Here is a 21,039-nt window from a genome sequence, read left to right as displayed (position 1 = left end):
GCGTCGCCTTAACCTGGCCTTAGTCGTACCTGGGGAAACCTGTCGGAGATGAAGAAGCTCGTCGTGGCCTGGATCGCCACCGCGCTGGCCGCCACCGGCGCCGCCGTGGCGGTGCTCGGCCTGCTCGGCAACGGCCTGACCGGGAGTGACAGCCACGTCCTCAGCCGCGAGGACGTCAAGGCGGCGCTCGCCACGGCCACCACCCGCGCCGCCGCGACGGCGAGCGCCGCGCCGTCGCCGGCCGCGCAGGGCAAGCTGATCCGCAGCGCGGGCGGCACCGTGATCGCCTCCTGCGACGCCGACGGCCTGGTGACGCTGCGCTCGTGGAGCCCGGCGCAGGACTACTCGGTGGACGACGTCGAGGCTGGCCCCGCGCGGGAGGCCAAGGTCGAGTTCGAGCCGAACGAGGGCGAGGAGCTGGAGCTGAAGATCACCTGCGCGGGCGGTGTGCCGGTCTCGCGCGTGGGAGGCTAGCTCCGCAGGTCGAACAGCAGGCGCGGGTGCCGGTCTCCCGCGTCGGAGGCTAGCCGCGCAGGTCGAGCAGCAGGGCATGGTGCCGGTCTCCCGCGTCGACGGTCAGCTGCGCAGGTCGAGCAGCAGGGCGCGGTGGTCGGACACCTCGGGCGCCGTCATGATCTCGAAGTGCTTGACGGCGGCGGGGTCGGAGACGAGCAGGTAGCTCGCGTGCCGCACCGGCTTGGGATAGCGGGAGGTCCTGGTGTCGGCGTCGCCGACGAGGTCCGTCAGCCCGGCCCCGGCGAGGATCCCGAACGTCTCGCTGCCGGGCAGCACGTTGAAGTCGCCGCACACCACGGCCAGGTCGCCGGCCTCGCGCACACTGGTGACCAGCCCGGCCAGCCGCTCGGCCTGGGCGCGGCGGGCCGGGGTGTCGGCCTTGCCGCTCGCGTCCCGCAGGCCGTGCAGGTTGACGACGGTGACGAACCGCCGCGCCGCCCGGTCGAACACGCGGACGGCCAGCGCGGCGCGCGGCCGCCCGTCGCTCGGCCACTCACCGTCGTGCTCGGCGTAGGCGCCGTGCACGAACGCCGAGCGCAGGCCGACGACGGGCAGCGCGTCGGCGACGAAGGTCGCGAGCCCGAAGTCCTGGCGGTGCGCGCGGCCTTCGCGATCCTGGACGGGACCGGAGTCGCTGACCGCGAACAGGTCGTGGTGGCGGGGCAGCAGCGCCCGCACGTCGCCGAGGAGGTCGGCCCGCTGCGGCAGTGAACGCTCAGCGTCGTCGAACCGGGTCCAGCCGCTCGCCGTGGGCGTGCGCGTCACCTCCTGGAGGCAGAGGACGTCGGCGTCACAGGTGTCGAGCCAGCGGGCGAGCTCGTCGAACATCGCGCCGCCCCACGCGTTGAGAGAGATGATGCGCACGGGGAAGAATCTAGCGAGGCCGCCCGTGCCGCCTCGCGGCACCCGCCGGCTCGCGTCAGCCCCGCCTTACGACACCTCGGCGCTCAGGGCCGACTTCGTCAGCTCCGCCTGCCGCCGGATCTGCCCCATGACGATGGGATTGACCCCCTTGGCCTCGAAAGTGGCGACCATCTTGTCCATCACCGCGTTCGCCCGCGCCAGGTCGCCCTGCCGCGCCTCCGCCCTGGCCAGGCGGCGCATCGCCAGGTTGAGGGTGATGTTGTCGATGCTCGCGTCGCGGGCGACGGCCGTCAGGTGCTCGATGCCCTGCTTGAGGTCGGGCGGGCGGATGCGCAGCCGGTTGCCCGGCGTCAGCTCCTTGAACTCGCGCTCGGCGTTGAGCCCCTTCACCAGGCGGGCGTAGACGGCCAGCGGGTGGTGGTCGTAGCGGTCGATGACCTCGTCCAGGGCCTCGTTGCCGGAGCGCAGGAAGGGCGAGTCGGAGCCGAGCAGCGAGAACAGCTTGCCCTGGTCCTCGCCCAGCATCAGCTCGGCCACCTGGTGGTCGTCGTGCGTGACGGGGAAGCGCACCCGGACCGGGCAGGCGGGGGAGACGATGCGGGAGCCGTCGGCGGCGATGTACTGGGCGCGCACCTGGTACTCGCCGGGAAGCTGGAAGTAGTGGCCGTCGCGGCCGTGCCCGATGTACGCGCTGCGGTACATGGCCGGATTGCCCTCGTCGAGGCGGATCTCGGGTGAGGTGTCCACGCAGTGCCGCATCATCGGCCGGTAGAGCACGGTCTTGCCGCTCGGCTGGGTGATCGAGACCTGGGTGAACTCCGTGTCGGGGTGCAGGTGGCCGTGCGTGGTGCGCGGCTGGCCCGCGTACGACAGCTTCAGCTCCACGACGACGGGCTCGCCCAGCTCGTACGCGTCCTTGGCGCGCAGCTCCAGCCGCAGCCCCGAATGGTCCTCGACCGGCTGCTCGAAGGGGGCGATGTCGGCGGCGCCGGTGCCGAAGGCGTTCGCGCCCATGGCGACGTCGCGGTAGAAGCCGTGGCGCAGGTGCACCAGTTCGGCGTCCGTGAACTGGAAGGGGAAGGCGGCCCAGTAGCCCTGCTCGCCGCCGGGGCGGTAGTTCTGCACATAGTTCATCCAGGACAGGTCGCCGAAGCCGCCGTCGGGGCCGAGCGGCTGCGGCGGGGTGGCCAGGTTCTTCTGCCAGGAGTGGAGCAGGTTGAAGGCGTGGCCGAGCTCGTGCACGTACGTCCGTAACTGCGCCCGCTGCGCCTGCGGCGTGTCACCCTTGATCGCGTCGTAGAACACCGCGGACCCCTGCCGCTGGTGCGCGTCGTTGTAGTCGAACATGATGCCCCGGTAGCCGCCCACGTGCTTGCTGGCCACCAGCAGCCACACCCGCCAGGCGACCGCGTCCTCGAACGCGCTGAAGTGCCGCGTCATCGCGTGGTGCAGCTCGGCGTCGTCCCACGCCAGGTCCGCGCCGGATCCCTCCACGGGGATGACGCCCGGCTCGGCCAGGGTCAGCTCGATGCCGGCCTCCGCGTACGCGGACACGACGCTCAGCTCCCTGGCGGGCGAGCCGGTCGGCCCGGGCAGCGAGCCCGTCCGGTAGGACACGAACGGCACCGCTCCGACCACGGAGTCCTGCTCCAGCAGCACGCTGCGGAAGTACGGCGAGACGAACGACACCTCGTAGGTGCGCCCCGCGACGACCGCCGTGCCCGCCTGCCCCTCGAGGTCGACGCGCACGTCACGGACCGGCGTGGCGAACGTGAACTCCCCGCGCCCCTGGATCCGCCCCTCCCGAACGTCGGGAGCGCTGACCACGAACGAGCCGACGTAGGACGTGGTCGCCCCCGCGACGGTGAACAGGTCGCCGCTGACCCGCCCCATCGGCCTGGCCCCGTCGACGTCGACGCGCAGCGCCAGCCTGGAGTCGCCGTCCTGTCCCTGGTACAACCCGCTGATCATGGCAGCTCCCTGGGGGATCGCTGGGGGTTACACCGGGGAGACTTCTCCGGCGGGCAGGCCCTGTCAACGACTCCCGCGAACTTCGAGCGCTCCCAGCAGCTCCTCCGACGCCCTGGTGATCGCCTCGACGGCCCGGTCGAACGCCTCGGCGTTGTGCGCGGCCGGCGCGCGGAAGCCGGAGATCTTCCTGACGTACTGCAGGGCCGCGGCCCGCACGTCCTCCTCGGTCACGCTCTCGGTGTACGGCGGGCGCAGGGTCTTGATGCTTCTACACATGGCCCTAACCGTAATATCCGATGCGCTGGCTTATCTCCCGCGCGCCCGCCACCAGCACGGCACCCACGTCCGCCAGCCGGTCGGGCGTCAGCCGGTAGGAGGGCCCGGAGGCGCTGACGGCGGCCACCACCGACCCGTCGGCGCCCCTGATCGGCGCCGCCACCGCGTTCAGCCCCACCTCCAGCTCCTCGACCGTGGCGGCCCAGCCGCGCTCCCTGATCTCGTCGAGGCGCAGCTCGTGCGGCGTGGTGATGGTGTGCGGCGTGTAACGCTCCAGCTCGGGGCCGAGCCGCAGCACGCCGAACGCCAGCAGCACCTTGCCGCTGGAGGTGGCGTGGGCGGGCGTGCGCTGCCCGACCCAGTTGTGCCCGCTGATCGCGGCCGGGCCGCGCACCTGGCTGACGTTGACCGCGTCGCCGCCGCGCCCCACTGCGATGTTGACGGTCTCGCCGATCTCCTCCGCCAGCCGCAGGCACACGGGACGGCTCTCGCGGGACAGGTCGAGCTGCGCGGTGGCGGCCCCGGCCAGCCGGACGACGCCGAACCCGAGCCGGTAGCGCCCGCGGTCGCCGCTCTGCTCCACCAGCCCGCCCTGCTCCAGGGCCGCCAGCAGCCGGAACGCCGTGGACTTGTGCACGGCGAGCTCGGCGGCCAGGTCCGTCACCCGGGTGGCGCCGTCGCGGGCCAGGATCTCCAGGATCGCGATGGCCCGATCGACGGACTGAACCGACGCGCTGTTGCTCATAGCGCAACAGGATACTCAGGAGCAGGGACAGAACCTGGCCTCCGGAAAGCCCGGTGCCGGCCCGTCCAGGACGGGCCGCCGCTGCGCCTTGAGGTGCAGGTCGAGGAAGGCCGCCACGTAGGTACGGGTCAGCTCCGCGGCACGCTGGGCGGGCAGGACGCCGGAGGCCGACCGGATGCCGAGGGCGTCCGACAGCAGCGGCGTGTCGGTGAAGGACTGGTGCTCCGCGCCCGACAGCACGATCCAGCGCTTCCAGCCGGTGAGCAGCTTCCAGTCGCGCTCCCACGTGGGGGAGGCGACGTGCTCCGCCGACCCCAGGAACATGAACGGCCGGGAGAACCCGCCCGGCGGGATGCGGGCGTAGGCGGTGCCGTCCATGTCGATCCCGGCCCGCACCCGGGAGTCCTCGATCATGGTCGCCAGGGCGCTGGACCCGCCGATGGACTGCCCGGCCATCGCGATGCGTGACTGGTCGATCCGGCCGGATCCGTCCCACTTCGCCGGCAGCTCGTCGAGCACGAACGAGACGTCGGCCGCCCGGCTGCGCACCAGCCCCGCGCCGAAGCCGGGATCGGAGTTGCTGTCGCAGGCCAGGCACTCGGCGATGGTGCCGTCTTCCAGGGTCGTGGCGTAGCTCTCGTACGGGTGGTCGATCCCGGCGACGACGTACCCCCGGCTGGCCAGGTCCTCGGCCAGTGAGGTGAGGGTGCTGACCGGCTTGGTGAACCCGGGCGAGAGCACCACCAGGGGAAGCTTCCGCCCGGCGGGCTCGGCGTCCGCGACGGCGTTCGTCCGCGTCCTGCTCAGCGTGTCGTACGGCGCGCTCGCGATCCTGCTGCCTCTCATGAGCAGCTCGGACTCCTCGGCCGTCATGTACGGCGCCGGCGGCCCGTCCCGCTGCCCGGTCGGGTACCAGAGGGTCACCTTCAGCTCCCGGACCTTGGCGTCGAGGTTCCAGGGATCCGGGCGGGAGGCGTCCTTCAGGTGCAGGACGGTGGTGCCGACCCGGTGGGGGCCGGTGGGCGCGGGCAGGACGGCGGGCCCGGCCGGCGTGGCGGACCCGGCGGCCCTGGGCGCGGCGGGCGCGGTGCAGGCGGTCGCGGCGAGCAGGGCCACGACGGCCACGATCAGTCTCATGAGGGGTCCGTTCACTCGGGGGCCAGGGCCGGGTCCCGCCCGGCGGCCGCGTCGGCCGGGGTCAGCGGTGCGTACCGGTCGGGCGGCACGCCGATCCCGTCGATCACCTCGCCGCCCGCCCCGAGGTGGTAGCGGTCGGGCAGGCTCAGCACGGTGTTGTCACCCAGCAGGTACGACTCCGCGGGCCCGGAGACCACCCCCGCCGTCCTGCCGCCGACCAGCGTGCCGAGCCGCAGGTCCTTGACGGCGGCGCCGAAGTGCTCGCACGCCGACGCGCACCCCCGGTCGACGAGCACCGTCAGCGGCAGGCCCACCAGCCGCACGGTGTCGTCGGTGGGCAGGGCCGCGCAGCGGTCGTCCCCCGCGCACAGGTATCCGGTGACCTTCCCGTGGGCGAACGCGCTCAGCAGCCGGGTCGCTTCGGTGAGGCTGCCGCCGCCGTTGCCGCGCAGGTCCAGCACGATCCCGGCGAGCGTCCGCGCCTTGCGCAGCCTGGCGATCGCCCGCAGGATCCGCTCCGCCGAGTCGCCGGCGAACCAGGTCAGCCGCACGTAGGCGCGATCGCCGTCCAGCAGCTTCGACCGCACCACCTGGAGGTCGGCCAGTTCCTGCCGGTAGAGGCCCGGTCGGAGGGTCACGGTCCAGCGGCGGCCGGTGCTCTGCCGCAGCAGCCGCAGCCGCACCGGGCGTGCCTCCGGGTACTGGGGCCGCAGGGCGGCGATCGCTGGGGCGACGGTCGTCCCGTCGATGAAGGGCGCCGAGCCGTTGACCGACTCGATGACGTCACCGGGCCGCAGCCCGGCGGCCCGCGCCGCGCCGCCCCGCACGGCGGTGACGAACAGCGGCGGCAGGGCGCGGCTCGGCGAGCTGCCGGCGTTGGTCTCCAGGCCCAGGCCGTAGCCGTCGCCGTCGTAGGCGTCGGGGTGCTGCCGGACGCCGTGCGTCCACGTGGCGTCGCCGAGCGCGGCCACCATGGCTTCAAGAGTGACCACGGCCAATTCGTCGCGCTGGCCGGCGAGCCTGCGGTAGACGCTCTCGAACGCGGCCCAGTCGGCCTTCCTGTCGCCGGTCAGCGCCGGCATGACGGCGTCCGGCAGGTCGCGTCCCTCGCGGCCGAGCTCCCGCGTCAGAGCGGCGAACCCGGCGGTCAGCAGCACCCGGGCGTCCATGGTGGCGCCGCGGTGGTGGTGAGAGAGGACGCAGAAGTACGCCTGCTCCACGACGTCGATCGTGGTGGGCGTCTCCGCCCGGGGGCTCCCTGGGGCGGCGCGCACACCGCGGGCGCCGCCGTGCCCGCCTGCTCGCGCGGCGGGGCCGGAGCCGTGCACGCCGCCAGGAGGAAGACGAGCCCGGCGGCCGCGATCCTGGCGCCGGTCATGCCCAGCCTCGCCTGATCCGCCGGAAGCACCAGCCCGCCAGGGCCAGGCTCAGCACGGCGTAGATCCCGGTCTCGATCCACTGCACCGGCCAGAAGCGCTCCAGGGGCTGGTAGGTCGCCTGCTGCCGGTAGCCGAGCCGGCTGATCTCGGCCAGGCACGCGTCGGTGCTCATGCGTCCCAGGGACGGCGCGCAGGGGCCCGACGTGGTGGAGACCGGGACGAACCGCTCGACCGTCGACGACGGCCCGCCGCCCCCGCCGCCGGAGGTCGTCCGCCCGGCGGGGTCGAGGAGCTCGCTGGACAGGACCCACGCGCCCGCGTGCCCGGGCACGGCCGACGTGCTGAGGAAGAGCTGCACGGGCCCGCCGCCCGGCCCCGACACGTGGACGCTGTCCACGTTCGCCGGGCCGAGCTCGAAGGCCGCGCTCACCGGCGGCATCAGGTGGGGCCGGACCAGGAACGGCACGGCGAGCTGGAACGCGGCGAAGACGGCTAACGTGAGCGCCATGGCGGGCAGGGTGCGGCGCACCAGCATGCCCGCGGTCACGCCGAGGACGAAGGCGAAGGCCGCGTACCCCATCGGCGCGACGCCCCGCGCCCCGAACACCAGAGGGGACATCTGGGCCAGCTCCGGCACCGCCGACCTGTCCAGCGGGCCGGACCACCAGGTCACCGCGAGACCGCACGCGCCGGCGGCGGCCATGGCCGCCAGGCCGGTGAGCCCGAGCTTGACCGCCAGCCACCGGGTCCTGGTGACGCTCTGGCTCCACACCAGCAGGTGGGTGCCCGACTCCAGCTCGCGGGCGATCAGCGGCGCTCCCCAGAAGAGCCCCACCAGCGCCGGCAGGAGCAGCACGACGAGGGTGAGGGCCAGGAACGGGAGCTGGTGCTCGTCGAAGAAGCGGTCGAAGAAGTCGTCGCAGGTCCCGGCCGGGGCGCAGCCGGCGATCCCGGCGGAGTAGCGGGACGCCAGCTCCGGGCCGGTCAGGGCCAGCACGGCGATGAGGACGAGGAGGGCGGCGGCCGTCGTCAGCGCCGTGCCGCGCAGTTGCCGCCAGGTCAGCCAGATCATGGCCGGGCCTCCAGGTAGGTCAGCACGAGGTCCTCCAGGCTGAGCCGCCCGCCGGGCCGCCGGTGGGCGGCCAGCAGCTCCTCCGTACGCCCCGCGAGCCGCACCCGCGAGCCGGCGAGCACGATCAGGTAGTCGCAGACCTTCTCCAGGTCGGAGACCACGTGCGAGGACAGCACGACGCTCAGCTCGTGCTCGGCGGCGGCCTGCGCCAGCCCGCGCGCGAAGTCCCGGCGGGCCAGCGGGTCGAGCGCGGCCACCGGCTCGTCCAGGATCAGCAGATCGGGCCGCTTGGCCAGGCCGAGGGTCAGGGCGAGCTGGGCGCGCTGGCCGCCCGACAGCCGGCCCGCGCGGCGGCCGGGGTCGAGCCCGAGGCGGGCGACGCGTGCGCGGGCCAGGCCGTCGTCCCAGCGGGGGTTGAGGCGGGCGCCGAGCCGCAGGTGCTCGGCCACGGTCAGGCCCGCGTACAGGGGCGTCTCCTGCGCCACGAACCCGACCCTGGCGAGCTGCGCGGGCGTGCTCCCTGGCCGGCCGCCGAGCACGGTGACGTCGCCGGTCGTCGGCCGGAGCCGGCCGGCGGCGAGCTTCAGCAGCGTGGTCTTGCCGGCCCCGTTGGGGCCCACCAGCCCCACGACGTGGCCGGCGGGGACGTCGACGGTGCACTCGCGCAGCGCCCAGCGCCGGCCGTACCTTTTGCCCAGGGCCTGGGCCCGCAAGACAGTGGTCACTCCGTGTCCTCCTGACGGAAAAGGGGTGGTCGGTGCAAGGAACCTAGGCACCGCCCCCTCCGGCGCGCGTCGGCCGCCGAAGCGAATTCGGGTACGGCGCGGGAACGACGGGCCGCCGGGTCATCCCTGCGATGTACGCCCCCAGACCGTCACGTCCTCGCCATCACGGCCGATGCGCGACGATCGGGGCGGGCGTGACAATGAGCCGGTGGAGACCAGGGAACGACGGCCGTGGCGGCGGCGGGTGCTCGACCTGTACCGCCGGCTGAACGAGGACCACTCGCCGCCGGAGCGGCCGTCCCGCGTGGCGCTCGCCGCCGACGTGGTGATCGCCGTCGTCCTCACGGTCGTCGCGGTCACCCTGTCGGCGCGGCTCTCCCTGCCCGGACCGGTCCAGCCCGTCCCGCGCTTCCCGCCCCTTCCGCCTCTCCCGCCCGTTTCGTCCCGGGAGCCGTCCGCGTTCCTCGTGGCGCTGACGACGCTGCCGCTGGCGGTGCGGCGCTTATATCCCTTGACCGCGTTCTGGGTGGTGCTGGTGGCGGCGCGGGCCACCCACGAGGCGGCGACTTGGGTGTCCGTGCTGGCCTGCGCGATCGCCGCGTACACGGCCGTCGTCCACAGCCGCAACCGGCTCCTGGTGATGGCCGGTCTCGTGCTCGGGGCCGGGCTCGCGGGCGCCGGGTTCGGGGACGTCGCGCCCACGCTGCCGGGCTGGGTGCTGCCGATCCTCGTCCTGCTGGGCGTCGCGGTGGCCGGCGGCCTCGTCCGCTCCTGGCGGCGGCGGCTGGCCGCCGGCCGGCGGCGCCTGGCCGAGCTGCGGCAGGAGCAGGAGGACGCCATGCGCAGGGCGGTCGCGGAGGAGCGCTCCCGCATCGCCGCCGAGCTGCACGACGTGGTGACCCACAATGTGAGCGTGATGGTGATCCAGGCGGGCGCGGCCCGCAAGGTGATGGACGCGGAGCCGGAGCAGTCGAAACAGGCCCTGCTCGCGATCGAGTCCGGCGGCCGGGCCGCGATGGCCGAGCTGCGCCACGTCATGGGCCTGCTCGCCGGCCCCGGCGGCGAGCGGATCGACGGCCCGTCCGACGGGCTCGAACCGCAGCCGGGGCTCGACCGGCTCGACGCCCTGGTGGAGCGGGTCCGCGCCGCCGGCGTGCCGGTACGCGTCACGGCACCGCCTCTCGGGCCGCTGCCGCCCGGGATCGACCTGGCCGCCTACCGCGTCGTCCAGGAAGCCCTCACCAACACGATCAAGCACGCGGCCGGGCCGCCGCGTCCGTGACGATCGGCCGCGACGGCGACGCGCTGGAGATCGAGGTGACCGACACCGGCGGCGTCCCCGCCGCCGGGCCCCGCGCGGGCGGCGGCCGGGGGCTGATGGGGCTGCGCGAGCGCCTGGCCGTCTACGGCGGGACGCTGGAGGCCGGCCCGACGGCCGACGGCGGGTTCAGGGTCAGGGCCCGCATCCCGGGGAGCGGCGCATGAGCGAGCGGTTGCGCGCCGTCCTCGCCGACGACCAGGCGCTGGTCCGCACGGGGTTCCGGATGATTCTCAGCGCCGACGGCATCGACGTCGTGGCCGAGGCCGCCGACGGGGAGGAGGCCGTCGCCGCGGTCCGGCGTACGACGCCGGACGTCGTGCTCATGGACATCCGCATGCCGCACATGGACGGCCTCGAAGCCACCCGGCGGATCCTGGGGAGCGGCGCCGAGGACACCCGCGTGCTGATCCTGACCACCTACGACCTCGACCACTACGTGTACGCGGCGCTCGCCGCGGGCGCCAGCGGCTTCCTGCTGAAGGACGTCACCCCCGAGCACCTGGTGGCCGCGGTGCGCCTGGTGCGCTCCGGCGACGCCCTGCTCGCGCCCACCATCACCCGCCGCCTGGTCGAGCGGTTCGCCCGCCGCGACGACGCGCGGCCCGCCCTGCACCGCGACCTGGCCGAGCTGACGCCGCGCGAGCTGGACGTGCTGCGCCTGCTCGCCACCGGCCTGAGCAACGCCGAGCTGGCCGAGCGGCTGTCGCTCAGCGTGGCCACGGTGAAGACGCACGTCGCCCGCATCCTGGCCAAGCTGGGGCTGCGCGACCGGGTGCAGGCCGTGGTGGTCGCCTACGAGACCGGCCTGGTCTCGCCGGGCGGCCCCGACTGAGCCGGGGACGTACGTCAGCCGGGCCCCAGCTCGCCGCCGAAGTCGAGCGCGATCTTGCGCATGCGCTCGGCCAGGTCGTCGCGGTCGAGCGCGTCGATGCGCTCGGCCGGACCCGACACCGACATCGCGGCCACCACCCGCTCGCCGTCCCACACGGGCACGGCCAGGCAGTGCACGCCCAGCTCCTCCTCGCCCAGGTCCATCGCGTAGCCGCGGCTCTTGACCTTGCCCAGCTCGGCCAGCATGTCGTGGACGTCGGTGATCGTGTTGGGGGTGCGGCGCGGCATGCCGGTGCGCTCGAACACCGCGACCGCCTCGGCGGCCGGCCGCCCGGCCAGCAGCACCTTGCCCACCGCCGTGCTGTGCGGCAGCACCCGCCGCCCCACCTCGGCGAACATCCGCAGCCTGCGCGGCGACGGCACCTGCGCCACGTAGACGACGAAGTCGCCTTCGAGCACCGCCAGGTTCGCCGTCTCGCCGGACAGCTCGACCATCCGGGTCAGGTACGGCTGCGCCCACGTGCCGACCATGCTCTCCGCGATGCCGCCCAGCCGTACCAGGCCGCCGCCCAGGGCGTAGCGGCGGTCGGATTCCTGGCGTACGTACCCGCGGGCGAGCAGGGTCTGCAGCAGCCGGTGGATGGTCCCGTACGGCAGCCCGGTGCGCGCGGCGATCTCCGACAGCCCCGCCTCGCCGCCGTGCTCGGCCAGCGCTTCGAGCACGTCGAGTGCCCGTTCCACGCTCTGCACGCTCACAGCGTGACCCCGCGCAGCGAGGCGTCCAGCACCTCGGCGGTGTGCGCCACCCTGATCGCGCTGCCGCCGCGCCGCATGGCGGCGGCGATCTGCATCGTGCACCCCGGGTTGGCCGAGACCAGCAGCTCGGCGCCGGTCGTGCCGACCGCCCTGGCCTTGCGGTCGCCGAGGTCGCGGGCGGCCTCGGGCTGGAGCAGGTTGTACGTGCCCGCGGACCCGCAGCAGATGGCCGACTCGGGGATCTCGCGCAGCTCCAGCTCGGGGATCGCGCTCAGCAGCTCGCGCGGCTGCGCCCGCACCCCCTGGGCGTGGGCCAGGTGGCAGGCGTCGTGGTAGGCGACGGTGAGCGGCAGCGGGTGCCGCTTGGCGACGGGGCCCAGCTCGGCCAGGTATTCCGACAGGTCCACGACGCGGAACGGCGGCTCGTGCCCCAGCAGCTCGCCGTACTCCTTCATGGAGGAGCCGCAGCCGGCCGCGTTCACCACCACGGTGTCGACCCCGGCCCGCTCGAACGCCCGGATCGTCCGGCTCGCCAGCCGCCTGGCCTGCCCGTCGCGCCCGGAGTGCACGCTGAGAGCCCCGCAGCAGCCCTGCTCGGGCGGGACGACCACGTCGCAGCCCTCCAGCGCCAGCACCCGCGCGGTGGCCGCGTTCACCTGCGGGAAGAACTCCCGCTGCACGCAGCCGAGCAGCATCCCCACGGTGGCGCGGCGCTCGCCCCTGGCCCTGACCAGGCGCGGCAGCCGCTGCCTGTGCCGCACGCGGGGCGCCAGCGTGGCCATGGCGCCCAGGCTCGGGTTCGCGCGGGTGAGGAACGGCGCCATCCGCTCGGCCAGCCACATGGTCGGCCGCAGCAGCCGCAGCCGCCTGGGGTAGGGGAACAGGCTGAACACGAGGCCGCGCACGGCCCGGTCGTGCGGCTCGCGCACGTGCTGCCGCTCCACCTCGACCCTCGTCTGCTCGATCAGCCGGTCGTAGCGCACGCCGGACGGGCAGGCCGTCACGCACGCCATGCAGCCGAGGCAGGCGTCGAAGTGCCCGGCCATCTCGGGCGTGATCGGGGTGCCCTCGACGTGCTGCTTCATCAGGTGGATCCGGCCGCGCGGCGAGTCCATCTCCTCGCCCCACAGCGCGTACGTGGGGCACGTCGGCAGGCAGAACCCGCAGTGCACGCAGTCGTTGATCAGCTTCGGGTCCACGATCAGATGCCTCCCACGAACCGTCCGGGAGACATCCTGCGCCCGGGATCGAACCGTTCCTTGACCCGCCGCATCAGCGGCAGCCCGCTCACCTGCCCCCACCGGTCGAGCCCGTCGTACGGGGCGGCCAGCACGTGCACCCGCGCTCGTTCGCGCAGCCGCGCGACGGCGGCGGCCAGCTCGTCCTCGGCCATGTCGCGCCGCGCCTCCAGCAGCACCCGGCCGGCGGCCAGCGAGCCGCGCAGGGCCAGCCCGGTCGAGGCCACCGCGTCGAGGACGCCCCGGCGCCCGCCGGCAGGAACCGCGCCTCGGCCAGCACCTCGTCGTGCTCGATCAGCCCCCACCAGGGCGGCCGTTCCTCGGTGACGGAGCCGCCGGCCAGCTCGCGCAGCGCCCCGGCCCTGGCCTCGGCCGCCGCGCCCTCCACCAGCGCCGCCAGCGTGACCGGCCCGCCGGGGTCCGGCCAGTCGACCTCGACCGCGCTCGGCTCGGCCTGCGAGGTCGCCAGCGCCGCCGCGACCGGGGCCGCCTCGGCACGGTCCAGCTCGGTGACGACCCAGCGGCGGGCGGCGGGCAGCGGGTGCAGGCGGAAGGTGGCCTCCGCGATGACGCCGAGCGTGCCGTACGAGCCGGTGAAGAGCTTGCCCAGGTCGTAGCCGGCGACGTTCTTGACGACCTTGCCGCCGGAGCGGGCGATCGTCCCGTCGGGCAGCACCACCGTGATGCCGATGAGCAGGTCGCGGGCGGTGCCGTAGCGGAAGGAGCGCGGCCCCGGCAGCGCGGTGGCCAGCGTGCCGCCGACCGTGGCGTCCTGCGGGAAGGGCACGTCGAGCGCCAGCTCCTGCCCCTTCGCGGCGAGCGTGCCCGCCAGCGCGTCCATCGTCACCCCGGCCTGCGCGCGCACCACCAGGTCACCGGCGGCGTGCTCCAGGATCTCGTTCACGCAGCACAGGTCGAGCAGCACGTCGCACCGCTCGGGCGGCGGGCCCCAGTGCAGCTTCGTGCCGCCGCCGGCGGGCACCACCGCGAGGTCCCGCTCGGCGCAGGCGCGCAGCACGGCGGCGATCTCCTCGACCGTCTCCGGCAGCGCCACCCAGCGGGGCAGCACCCCGTTCACCGCGTCCTCCGGGACCGCGTCCCGGACGGTGACCTCCGCGACCTCCGCGATCAAAACTGCTCCGCCTTCCCCGACTCGACCAGCGGATGCACGCCCTTGCGCACGCCCGGCACCTCGCCGCACAGGCGCGGGGTGGGGAACACCTTGCCCGGGTTCGCCAGCCCGCGGGGGTCGAACGCGCACCGGACGAGCTGCATCGTGTCGAGGTCGTCCGCGCTGAACATCTTCGGCATGTAACGGGCCTTGTCCACGCCCACCCCGTGCTCGCCCGTGATCGAGCCGCCGTGCTCGACGCACAGGTCGAGGATCGCGCCCGACACCACCTCGGCCCGCTCGCCCGCCCCCGGCTCCTCGTCGTCGAACAGCACCAGCGGATGCAGGTTGCCGTCGCCCGCGTGGAACACGTTGGCCACCCGGATGCCGTGCTCCGCCGACAGCCGGTCGATCGCGGCCAGCACGGCGGGCAGCGACGTGCGCGGCACCACGCCGTCCTGCACGATGTAGGCCGGGCTGATCCGCCCGACGGCCGCGAACGCCGACTTGCGGCCCTTCCAGATCGCCGCCCGCTCGGCCGCGTCCGCCGCCACGCGCAGCTCGAACGCGTTCGCGCAGATCTGCCGCAACCGGGCGAACTGCAGCTCCACCTCGGCGGCCGGCCCGTCCAGCTCCACGATCAGCACCGCGCCCGCGCCCTCCGGGTACGAGCAGGCCACCGCCGCCTCGGCCGCCTCGATGGCCAGCGCGTCCATCATCTCGATCGCGGCCGGCACGATGCCCGCCCCGATGATCGCCGAGACGGCCTGACCACCCTGCTCGATGCTCTCGAACGCGGCCAGCACCGTCGTCACCGCCTCCGGCGCGCGGCTCAGCCGTACCGTGATCTTGGTGGCGATGCCCAGCGTGCCCTCCGAGCCGATGAACGCCCCCAGCAGGTCGTAGCCCGGATCCATGCGGTCGAGCGTGACCAGGTCGCCGTCCGGGGTGACGATCTCGCACGCCTCCACATGGTTGACGGTGAAGCCGTACTTCAGGCAGTGGGCGCCGCCGGAGTTCTCCGCGACGTTGCCGCCGATCGAGCAGACCTGCTGGCTGGAGGGGTCGGGGGCGTAGTAGTAGCCCTGGTCGCGGACGGCCTCGGTGATGGCCAGGTTCGTCACGCCGGGCTCCACGACCGCGCGCCGGTTCGCCAGGTCGATCTCCAGGACGGCGCGCATCTTGGAGGTGACGATGAGCACGCCGTCCTCGCGCGGGAGCGCGCCCCCCGACAGGCCGGTGCCCGAGCCCCTGGCCACGAACGGCACGCCGTGCTCGTTGCACAGCCGTACCACCTGGGCGACCTGCTCGGCCGTGCCGGGCAGCACGACCACGCCGGGGGTCGCCCGGTGGTAGGTGAGGCCGTCGCACTCGTACGTACGCAGCCGCACCGGATCGGTGATGACCGAATCGGCGGGCAGAACCGAGCGCAGAGCCGCTACCAGCGTGTCCATCATCAGATATTTACGGCATTCTCGCGTAGGCGGGAAGGGTCAGGAACTCGGCGAAGTCGTCGTCCAGCGCCACTTCCTTGAACAGCGCGGTCGCCTGGCCGAACAGCTTCTCGTCGTAGCCGGGCTCCATGGCGATCTTGGCCAGCTCCTCGGTGATGATCCGCTCGACCAGCTCCTTCGTCACCTGGTGGCCGGTGTCGGCGAGCGTGATGTCGTTGTGGATCCACTGCCAGATCTGCGAGCGGGAGATCTCGGCGGTGGCGGCGTCCTCCATGAGGTTGTGGATGGCCACCGCGCCCAGCCCGCCCATCCAGGCGGCCAGGTAACGCAGCGCCACGTCCACGTTGTTGCGCAGCCCCGCCTCGGTGATGTCGCCCGGCGTCTCGGAGACGGCCAGCAGGTCGGCGGCCGAGACGCTGACGTCCTCGCGCAGCCGGTCGAGCTGGTTGGGCCGCGAGCCGAGCACGCCGTCGAACACCTCGCGGCAGACCGGCACCAGGTCCGGGTGCGCCACCCACGACCCGTCGAACCCGTCGCCCGACTCGCGCGTCTTGTCCGCCCGCACCTTCTCCAGCGCCACGGCGTTGACCTCGGGGTCCCGGCGCGAGGGGATGAACGCCGCCATCCCGCCGATGGCGTGCGCGCCCCGCTTGTGGCAGGTGCGCACCAGCAGCTCGGTGTACGCGCGCATGAACGGGGCCGTCATCGTCACCGCGTTCCGCTCGGGCAGCAGGAACTCGCGGCCCCGCGTGCGGAACTTCTTGATCACGCTGAACAGGTAGTCCCAGCGGCCCGCGTTCAGGCCCGCCGAGTGCTCGCGCAGCTCGTAGAGGATCTCCTCCATCTCGAACGCCGCCGGGTACGTCTCGATGAGCACCGTGGCCCTGATCGTGCCGTGCGGGATGCCGAGCAACTGCTGGGCCCGGGTGAACACGTCGTTCCAGAGCCGCGCCTCCAGGTGCGACTCGATCTTGGGCAGGTAGAAGTACGGGCCCTTGCCCTTGTCGATCTGCCGCTGCGCGCAGTGGAAGAAGTAGAGCCCGAAGTCGAACAGCGAGCCAGAGACGGGGCGCCCGTCGACCTGGGCGTGCTTCTCGTCCAGGTGCCAGCCGCGCGGGCGCACCACGACGGTGGCCAGCTCGGCGTCGGGCCTGAGCGCGTACGCCTTGCCGCCGGTCTCGAAGTCGATCGTGCGGTCGAGCGCGTCACGCAGGTTGAGGTGGCCGGCCACGCAGTTCTCCCACAGCGGCGAGTTGGCGTCCTCGAAGTCCGCCAGCCACACCTTGGCGCCCGAGTTGAGCGCGTTGATGGTCATCTTCTTGTCGACGGGGCCGGTGATCTCGACGCGGCGGTCCTCCAGGCCGGGCGCCGGGGGAGCGACCTGCCAGTCGCCCTCCCTGATCTCCTTGGTCTCGGGCAGGAAGTCGAGCATGCCGCCCGCCGACAGCTCCGCCTGGCGCGCCTGGCGGGCCTCCAGCAGCTCCAGCCGCCTGGCGCCGAACTCCCGCTGGAGAGCCGCCACGAAATCGAGCGCCTCCGGCGTGAGGATCTCGTCGAACCGGTCGAGCATCGGGCCGGTGATCTCCATGGGACCTCTTTCTTTTCCATTCTGCGGAAAACGAGTTCTGGATGGTGGAAGTGAAATTACTCCCCTGATGTCCGGGGGTCAAAGGTTGGGGTTCCCCCCGGGGGATCCCCGATACGGGCGCACCCCATCCGGCGCCAGGATGCCCTCATGAAGACGATCGCGATCGCGGGCGGGCTGCTCGCCGCCGCCGCACTGCTGACGGGGTGCGGCCTCTCCGACATCGCCGGCCCCTCCAACGAGGAGTCGACCTCGTACCAGGTGACGGACAAGGTCACCAAGCTCCAGCTCAAGAGCAACGCGGGCGAGGCCGTGATCACCGAGACCGACGGCACCGCCGTACGCGTCACCGAGACCCTGCACTGGCGCGGCGACTCCAACAAGCCCAAGCCGGAGCACAAGGTCGAGGGCGAGGCGCTGTTCGTCACCTACGGCTGCCCGTCGAACTGGGGCAGCTGCAGCGTTGACTACAAGATCGAGATCCCCAAGGGGCTCCCCGTCGACCTCGACGCCGGCTCCGGCAACCTCACCCTCAGGGACCTCACCGGCGAGATCGACGCGCACGTCGGCTCCGGCGACCTGGACGCCGCCGGGCTCGGGGGCAAGAAGGTGCGCGCCGACGCCGGCTCGGGCAACATCGAGCTCACGTACGTCTCCGCGCCCGACGCCGCCGAGCTGAAGACCGGATCGGGCGACATCGTGCTCAACGTCCCCGACGGCGCCTACGACGTGAAGACCGACGTGGGCTCCGGCGACGCCGAGGTGACCGTCAAGAAGGACACCGCGTCGGCCCACAAGCTCACGCTCACCGCGGGTTCCGGAGACATCACCGTCAAGCCCGCTTGACAGAGTGTGGAGCCACCTGGATAACCAGGTGATTGCGTCGCGGATGTCGTGCCACCATCGTGGGAAGACACTGAGGTGTCCAGACGTTCCCTAATAGAGATGACACGTATGCACGAATACTCCGAGCTCGACGCGTTCGAGACCGGCGACATGGACCTCGAGGATCGCCAGGCGCTGCGCCGCGTGGCGGGCCTCTCCACCGAACTCCAAGATGTCTCCGAGGTCGAGTACCGGCAGCTGCGGCTCGAACGGGTCGTCCTCGTCGGCGTCTGGACCTCCGGCACCGCGGAAGACGCCGACAACTCCCTGCTCGAGCTCAAGCTCCTGGCCGAGACGGCCGGGTCCCAGGTGCTCGACGGGCTCATCCAGCGTCGCCAGAAGCCCGATCCGGCCACGTACATCGGCTCGGGCAAGGCCCTCGAGCTGCGCGACGTCGTCGAGTCCAGCGGCGCCGACACCGTGATCTGCGACGGTGAGCTGACCCCCGGCCAGCTCCGCCAGCTCGAAGACATCGTCAAGGTCAAGGTCATCGACCGCACCGCGCTGATCCTCGACATCTTCGCCCAGCACGCCAAGAGCCGCGAGGGCAAGGCCCAGGTCGAGCTCGCGCAGCTGTCCTACCTGCTGCCGCGCCTGCGCGGCTGGGGTGGCAACCTGTCCCGGCAGGTCGGCGGACGCGCCGCGGGCGGCGTCGGCATCGGCGGCCGCGGCCCCGGTGAGACCAAGATCGAGCTGGATCGGCGCCGCATCCGCGAGCGCATGTCCAAGCTGCGCCGCCAGATCAGCGGCATGTCCACCTCGCGCGAGACCATGCGCCACCGGCGCCAGCGCCGCGAGGTGCCCGCCGTGGCCATCGCCGGCTACACCAACGCCGGCAAGTCCTCCCTGCTCAACCGCGTCACCGGCGCGGGCGTGCTGGTCGAGGACGCGCTGTTCGCCACCCTCGACCCGACCGTGCGCCGCGCGCGCACGCCGGAGGGCAGGCTGTTCACGATCGCCGACACCGTCGGCTTCGTCCGGCACCTGCCGCACCAGCTCGTCGAGGCGTTCCGCTCCACGCTGGAGGAGGTCGCCGACGCCGACCTGATCCTGCACGTGGTCGACGGCTCGCACCCCGACCCCGAGGGGCAGCTCGCGGCCGTGCGCGAGGTGTTCGCCGACATCGACGGCGCCTCCGACATCCCCGAGATCGTCGTGATCAACAAGGCCGACGCGGCCGACCAGGAGGTGCTCGACCGCATCGCCAGGCGCGAGCGCGACAGCATCGTGGTCTCGGCCCGCACGGGCGCGGGCATCCCCGCCCTGATGCAGCTCATCGAGGAGCGGCTGCCGCGGCTCGACCACGAGGTGCACCTGCTGGTGCCGTACGAGCGGGGCGACCTGATCTCGCGGGCCCACAAGGAGGGCGAGGTGCTCTCGGTGGACCACGTGGAGGACGGGACGATCCTGCACGCCCGGGTGCTGCCCAGCCTGTCGCAGGAGCTGCTGCGGGTGGGCAAGCCGGTGGAGCGGGTCTCCTAGCCCGTCCTGTCTGTACGGAGTGGCCTGGCCGTCGTGGCCGGGCCACTTCGTCGTGGGGCTTCGTCCCCGGAAAGCGTACACACTCCCCCAAAAGCGGCAGTGGTCCCCGAACCCTGGGATTGCTAGGATTGGCCAGACCTAACGTTGGTCTGGTTTTGGGTTTGGGTTCTAGGTTTCGGATGATGGACGAGGGTGTCTACGTCGTCAGCGGGAGCCGTGGGGACAGGACAGGGCTGCGTGATGGTTGGGATGAATGGTCTTTCTTCCGAATAACCCTGTACAGCAGCCCAACATGTGAAATAACGTAACTGAACTGAAATCGCCGGATCATGAGTCCGGCGATACGGTCACCGCACAAGTCGATGCGGAAGAGCAGGAGACCCCCCATGTCGTCCGGACCCGGAGCGGACTCAGTGGGCGCGGCACAGGCCGTGCGCTGGGCTGCGCGCTCGTGCGGGGGGTCATGCTGGGTGGTGATGCGGTGACCGTCCGACTCCTCACCAACATCGGCCGCCTGTGGACCGGCAACGAAGTCCTCAGCAACGCCGCCATCCTGGTGCACAACGACCGCATCGCCTGGGTCGGCCGCGCCCCCGACCTGCCGCAGAGCGTCCCCGGTGTCGTCGACGACATCGTCGACGTCGACCACGTCGAAAACCTCGGCGGCGCCCTCGTCACGCCCGGCCTCATCGACGCCCACACGCACCCCGTCTACGCCGGCAACCGCTACGCCGAGCTGGCCATCCGCACCGGCGGCTCCACCTCCGCCTCGATCACCGCGGCGGGCGGCGGCGTGGGCTCCACCGTCACCGTGACCCGCGGCACCGACCCCTGGACACTGTGCAACGGCGTGCGCGAGCGGCTGCGCGGCTGGCTGCTCAGCGGCACCACCACCGTCGAGGCCAAGACCGGCTACCACCTCACCCGCGACGGCGAGCTCGCCGACGTGCGGCTCCTGCGCGAGCTGGAGAAGGAGCCGATGATGCCGCGGGTGCACGTCACGTTCCTGGCCGCGCACGTCGTGCCGCCCGAATACTTCGGCAGGCAGCGCGAGTACGTCGAGGCCGTGGGCGCCTGGTGCGCCGACGCGGCCGCCGCCGGTGCCGACAGCGTCGACGTCTACTGCGACGAGGGGCACTTCACCACCGAGGAGTCCCGCTGGGTGCTCGCCTCGGGCCGCAACGTCGGCCTGCTGCCGCGCATCCACGCCGGCCAGTACAGCCGGCGCGGCGCCGTCCAGCTCGCCGCCGAGCTCGGCTGCGCCTCGGCCGACGGCCTGCACCACATGTCCGACGAGGACATCGCGATCATGTCCCGCTACGGCGTCCCCGCCGTCGTCTGCCCCGCCACGGCCCTCCAGCGCGGCCACCTCCCGCCGGTCCGCCAGATGATCAAGCACGGCGTGCAGATCGCCCTCGGCAGCGACCACAACCCCGGCTACTGCGGCATCACCTCGATGTCGCTGGTCATCGCCATGGCGGTGTCGGCGTTCGGCATGAGCGTCAACGACGCGCTGCGCGCGGCCACCCTCGGCGGCGCCACCGTCCTCGGCGCCCCCGACCGCGGCGTGCTCGCCCCCGGCCGCCTGGCCGACATCGTCCAGTGGGACGCCGACCACGAGGGCGCCTTCGCCTGGTCCTTCGGGCTGAAGCCGCGCCGGGTGTGGCGGGGTGGGACACCCGTTCAGTAGC

Annotated in this window: 20 protein-coding genes; 7 read left to right on the top strand and 13 right to left on the bottom strand. The window is 73.0% G+C overall.

Translation table 11 applies throughout. The features are described 5' to 3' along the window. Positions 1 to 48 precede the first annotated feature (48 nt). The gene (locus tag KIS93_RS48245) at positions 49 to 474 is read left to right on the top strand and encodes a hypothetical protein (protein ID WP_080041990.1); all 426 of its coding nucleotides are present in this window, start codon (positions 49 to 51) and stop codon (positions 472 to 474) included. A gap of 102 nt (positions 475 to 576) precedes the next feature. On the opposite strand, the gene KIS93_RS48240 is transcribed toward KIS93_RS48245, so the two are convergent. The 8 genes from KIS93_RS48240 to KIS93_RS48205 all read right to left on the bottom strand — a co-directional run bounded on the left by KIS93_RS48240 (position 577) and on the right by KIS93_RS48205 (position 8,685). Further along, complete coding sequence (locus KIS93_RS48240; protein ID WP_186404854.1) at positions 577 to 1,380, bottom strand: endonuclease/exonuclease/phosphatase family protein; 804 nt, start codon at positions 1,378 to 1,380, stop codon at positions 577 to 579. Positions 1,381 to 1,446: 66 nt separating this feature from the next. Next, positions 1,447 to 3,351: a hypothetical protein gene (locus KIS93_RS48235; protein ID WP_080041989.1), complete on the bottom strand. Its 1,905-nt coding sequence runs from the start codon at positions 3,349 to 3,351 to the stop codon at positions 1,447 to 1,449. A gap of 63 nt (positions 3,352 to 3,414) precedes the next feature. After that, positions 3,415 to 3,627 (bottom strand): DUF2277 domain-containing protein, encoded by a 213-nt coding sequence (locus tag KIS93_RS48230; protein WP_080041988.1) that lies wholly within the window; start codon positions 3,625 to 3,627, stop codon positions 3,415 to 3,417. A gap of 4 nt (positions 3,628 to 3,631) precedes the next feature. Next, positions 3,632 to 4,372 carry an IclR family transcriptional regulator gene (locus tag KIS93_RS48225; RefSeq protein ID WP_080041987.1) on the bottom strand — a complete coding sequence of 247 codons (741 nt, stop codon included), beginning with the start codon at positions 4,370 to 4,372 and terminating at the stop codon, positions 3,632 to 3,634. Positions 4,373 to 4,387: 15 nt separating this feature from the next. After that, positions 4,388 to 5,509 carry an alpha/beta hydrolase family protein gene (locus KIS93_RS48220; protein ID WP_080041986.1) on the bottom strand — a complete coding sequence of 374 codons (1,122 nt, stop codon included), beginning with the start codon at positions 5,507 to 5,509 and terminating at the stop codon, positions 4,388 to 4,390. An 11-nt stretch (positions 5,510 to 5,520) separates the two neighbouring features. Then, on the bottom strand, positions 5,521 to 6,837 hold the full coding sequence (locus KIS93_RS48215; protein ID WP_246005476.1) for a S41 family peptidase: 1,317 nt from the start codon (positions 6,835 to 6,837) through the stop codon (positions 5,521 to 5,523). Positions 6,838 to 6,883: 46 nt separating this feature from the next. Continuing rightward, positions 6,884 to 7,960 carry an ABC transporter permease subunit gene (locus KIS93_RS48210; protein WP_080041985.1) on the bottom strand — a complete coding sequence of 359 codons (1,077 nt, stop codon included), beginning with the start codon at positions 7,958 to 7,960 and terminating at the stop codon, positions 6,884 to 6,886. After that, a complete protein-coding gene (locus tag KIS93_RS48205; RefSeq protein WP_080041984.1) occupies positions 7,957 to 8,685 on the bottom strand; it encodes an ABC transporter ATP-binding protein in 729 nt (242 codons plus the stop codon). The genes KIS93_RS48210 and KIS93_RS48205 overlap by 4 nt, the downstream gene beginning before the upstream one ends. Before the next feature lie 172 nt (positions 8,686 to 8,857). On the opposite strand from KIS93_RS48205, the gene KIS93_RS48200 reads away from it, so the two are divergent. Genes KIS93_RS48200 through KIS93_RS48195 form a run of 3 tightly spaced genes read left to right on the top strand, consistent with a single transcriptional unit; the run spans position 8,858 to position 10,838 of the window. Further along, entirely contained in the window at positions 8,858 to 9,967 is a 1,110-nt protein-coding gene (locus tag KIS93_RS48200) for a sensor histidine kinase (RefSeq protein WP_222107914.1), read from the top strand. After that, positions 9,964 to 10,170 (top strand): sensor histidine kinase, encoded by a 207-nt coding sequence (locus tag KIS93_RS63915; RefSeq protein WP_222107913.1) that lies wholly within the window; start codon positions 9,964 to 9,966, stop codon positions 10,168 to 10,170. The genes KIS93_RS48200 and KIS93_RS63915 overlap by 4 nt, the downstream gene beginning before the upstream one ends. Next, entirely contained in the window at positions 10,167 to 10,838 is a 672-nt protein-coding gene (locus tag KIS93_RS48195; protein WP_080041982.1) for a response regulator, read from the top strand. Before KIS93_RS63915 ends, KIS93_RS48195 begins: the two co-directional genes overlap by 4 nt. A gap of 14 nt (positions 10,839 to 10,852) precedes the next feature. Here the strand turns inward: KIS93_RS48195 and KIS93_RS48190 are convergent, their stop codons facing one another. The 5 genes from KIS93_RS48190 to aceB form a co-directional block, all read right to left on the bottom strand. Beyond that, positions 10,853 to 11,587: an IclR family transcriptional regulator gene (locus KIS93_RS48190; RefSeq protein WP_230465497.1), complete on the bottom strand. Its 735-nt coding sequence runs from the start codon at positions 11,585 to 11,587 to the stop codon at positions 10,853 to 10,855. A 2-nt stretch (positions 11,588 to 11,589) separates the two neighbouring features. Further along, positions 11,590 to 12,792, bottom strand: coding sequence for a (Fe-S)-binding protein (locus KIS93_RS48185; RefSeq protein WP_080041981.1), 1,203 nt, complete (start codon positions 12,790 to 12,792; stop codon positions 11,590 to 11,592). Positions 12,793 to 12,880: 88 nt separating this feature from the next. Then, positions 12,881 to 13,963, bottom strand: coding sequence for an FAD-binding oxidoreductase (locus KIS93_RS48180; protein WP_246005475.1), 1,083 nt, complete (start codon positions 13,961 to 13,963; stop codon positions 12,881 to 12,883). Beyond that, positions 13,960 to 15,396: an FAD-linked oxidase C-terminal domain-containing protein gene (locus tag KIS93_RS48175; RefSeq protein WP_155129906.1), complete on the bottom strand. Its 1,437-nt coding sequence runs from the start codon at positions 15,394 to 15,396 to the stop codon at positions 13,960 to 13,962. The genes KIS93_RS48180 and KIS93_RS48175 overlap by 4 nt, the downstream gene beginning before the upstream one ends. Positions 15,397 to 15,406: 10 nt before the next feature. Then, the gene (gene aceB / locus KIS93_RS48170) at positions 15,407 to 16,984 is read right to left on the bottom strand and encodes a malate synthase A (protein ID WP_080041978.1); all 1,578 of its coding nucleotides are present in this window, start codon (positions 16,982 to 16,984) and stop codon (positions 15,407 to 15,409) included. 147 nt (positions 16,985 to 17,131) lie between these two features. On the opposite strand from aceB, the gene KIS93_RS48165 reads away from it, so the two are divergent. From KIS93_RS48165 to hutI, 3 genes are all read left to right on the top strand, one after another. Beyond that, on the top strand, positions 17,132 to 17,827 hold the full coding sequence (locus KIS93_RS48165) for a DUF4097 family beta strand repeat-containing protein (RefSeq protein ID WP_080041977.1): 696 nt from the start codon (positions 17,132 to 17,134) through the stop codon (positions 17,825 to 17,827). Positions 17,828 to 17,926: 99 nt separating this feature from the next. Further along, positions 17,927 to 19,348, top strand: coding sequence for a GTPase HflX (gene hflX, locus KIS93_RS48160; protein ID WP_080041976.1), 1,422 nt, complete (start codon positions 17,927 to 17,929; stop codon positions 19,346 to 19,348). Between the two features lie 481 nt (positions 19,349 to 19,829). Further along, positions 19,830 to 21,038 carry an imidazolonepropionase gene (gene hutI / locus KIS93_RS48155; RefSeq protein WP_080041975.1) on the top strand — a complete coding sequence of 403 codons (1,209 nt, stop codon included), beginning with the start codon at positions 19,830 to 19,832 and terminating at the stop codon, positions 21,036 to 21,038. The last annotated feature ends 1 nt before the right edge of the window (position 21,039 follow it).

The sequence above is a fragment of the [Actinomadura] parvosata subsp. kistnae genome (assembly GCF_900323885.1).
Lineage (GTDB): Bacteria > Actinomycetota > Actinomycetes > Streptosporangiales > Streptosporangiaceae > Nonomuraea > Nonomuraea composti.
Note: the sequence above shows the minus strand (reverse complement) of the source record. Positions and strands in the feature narration are given on the sequence as shown.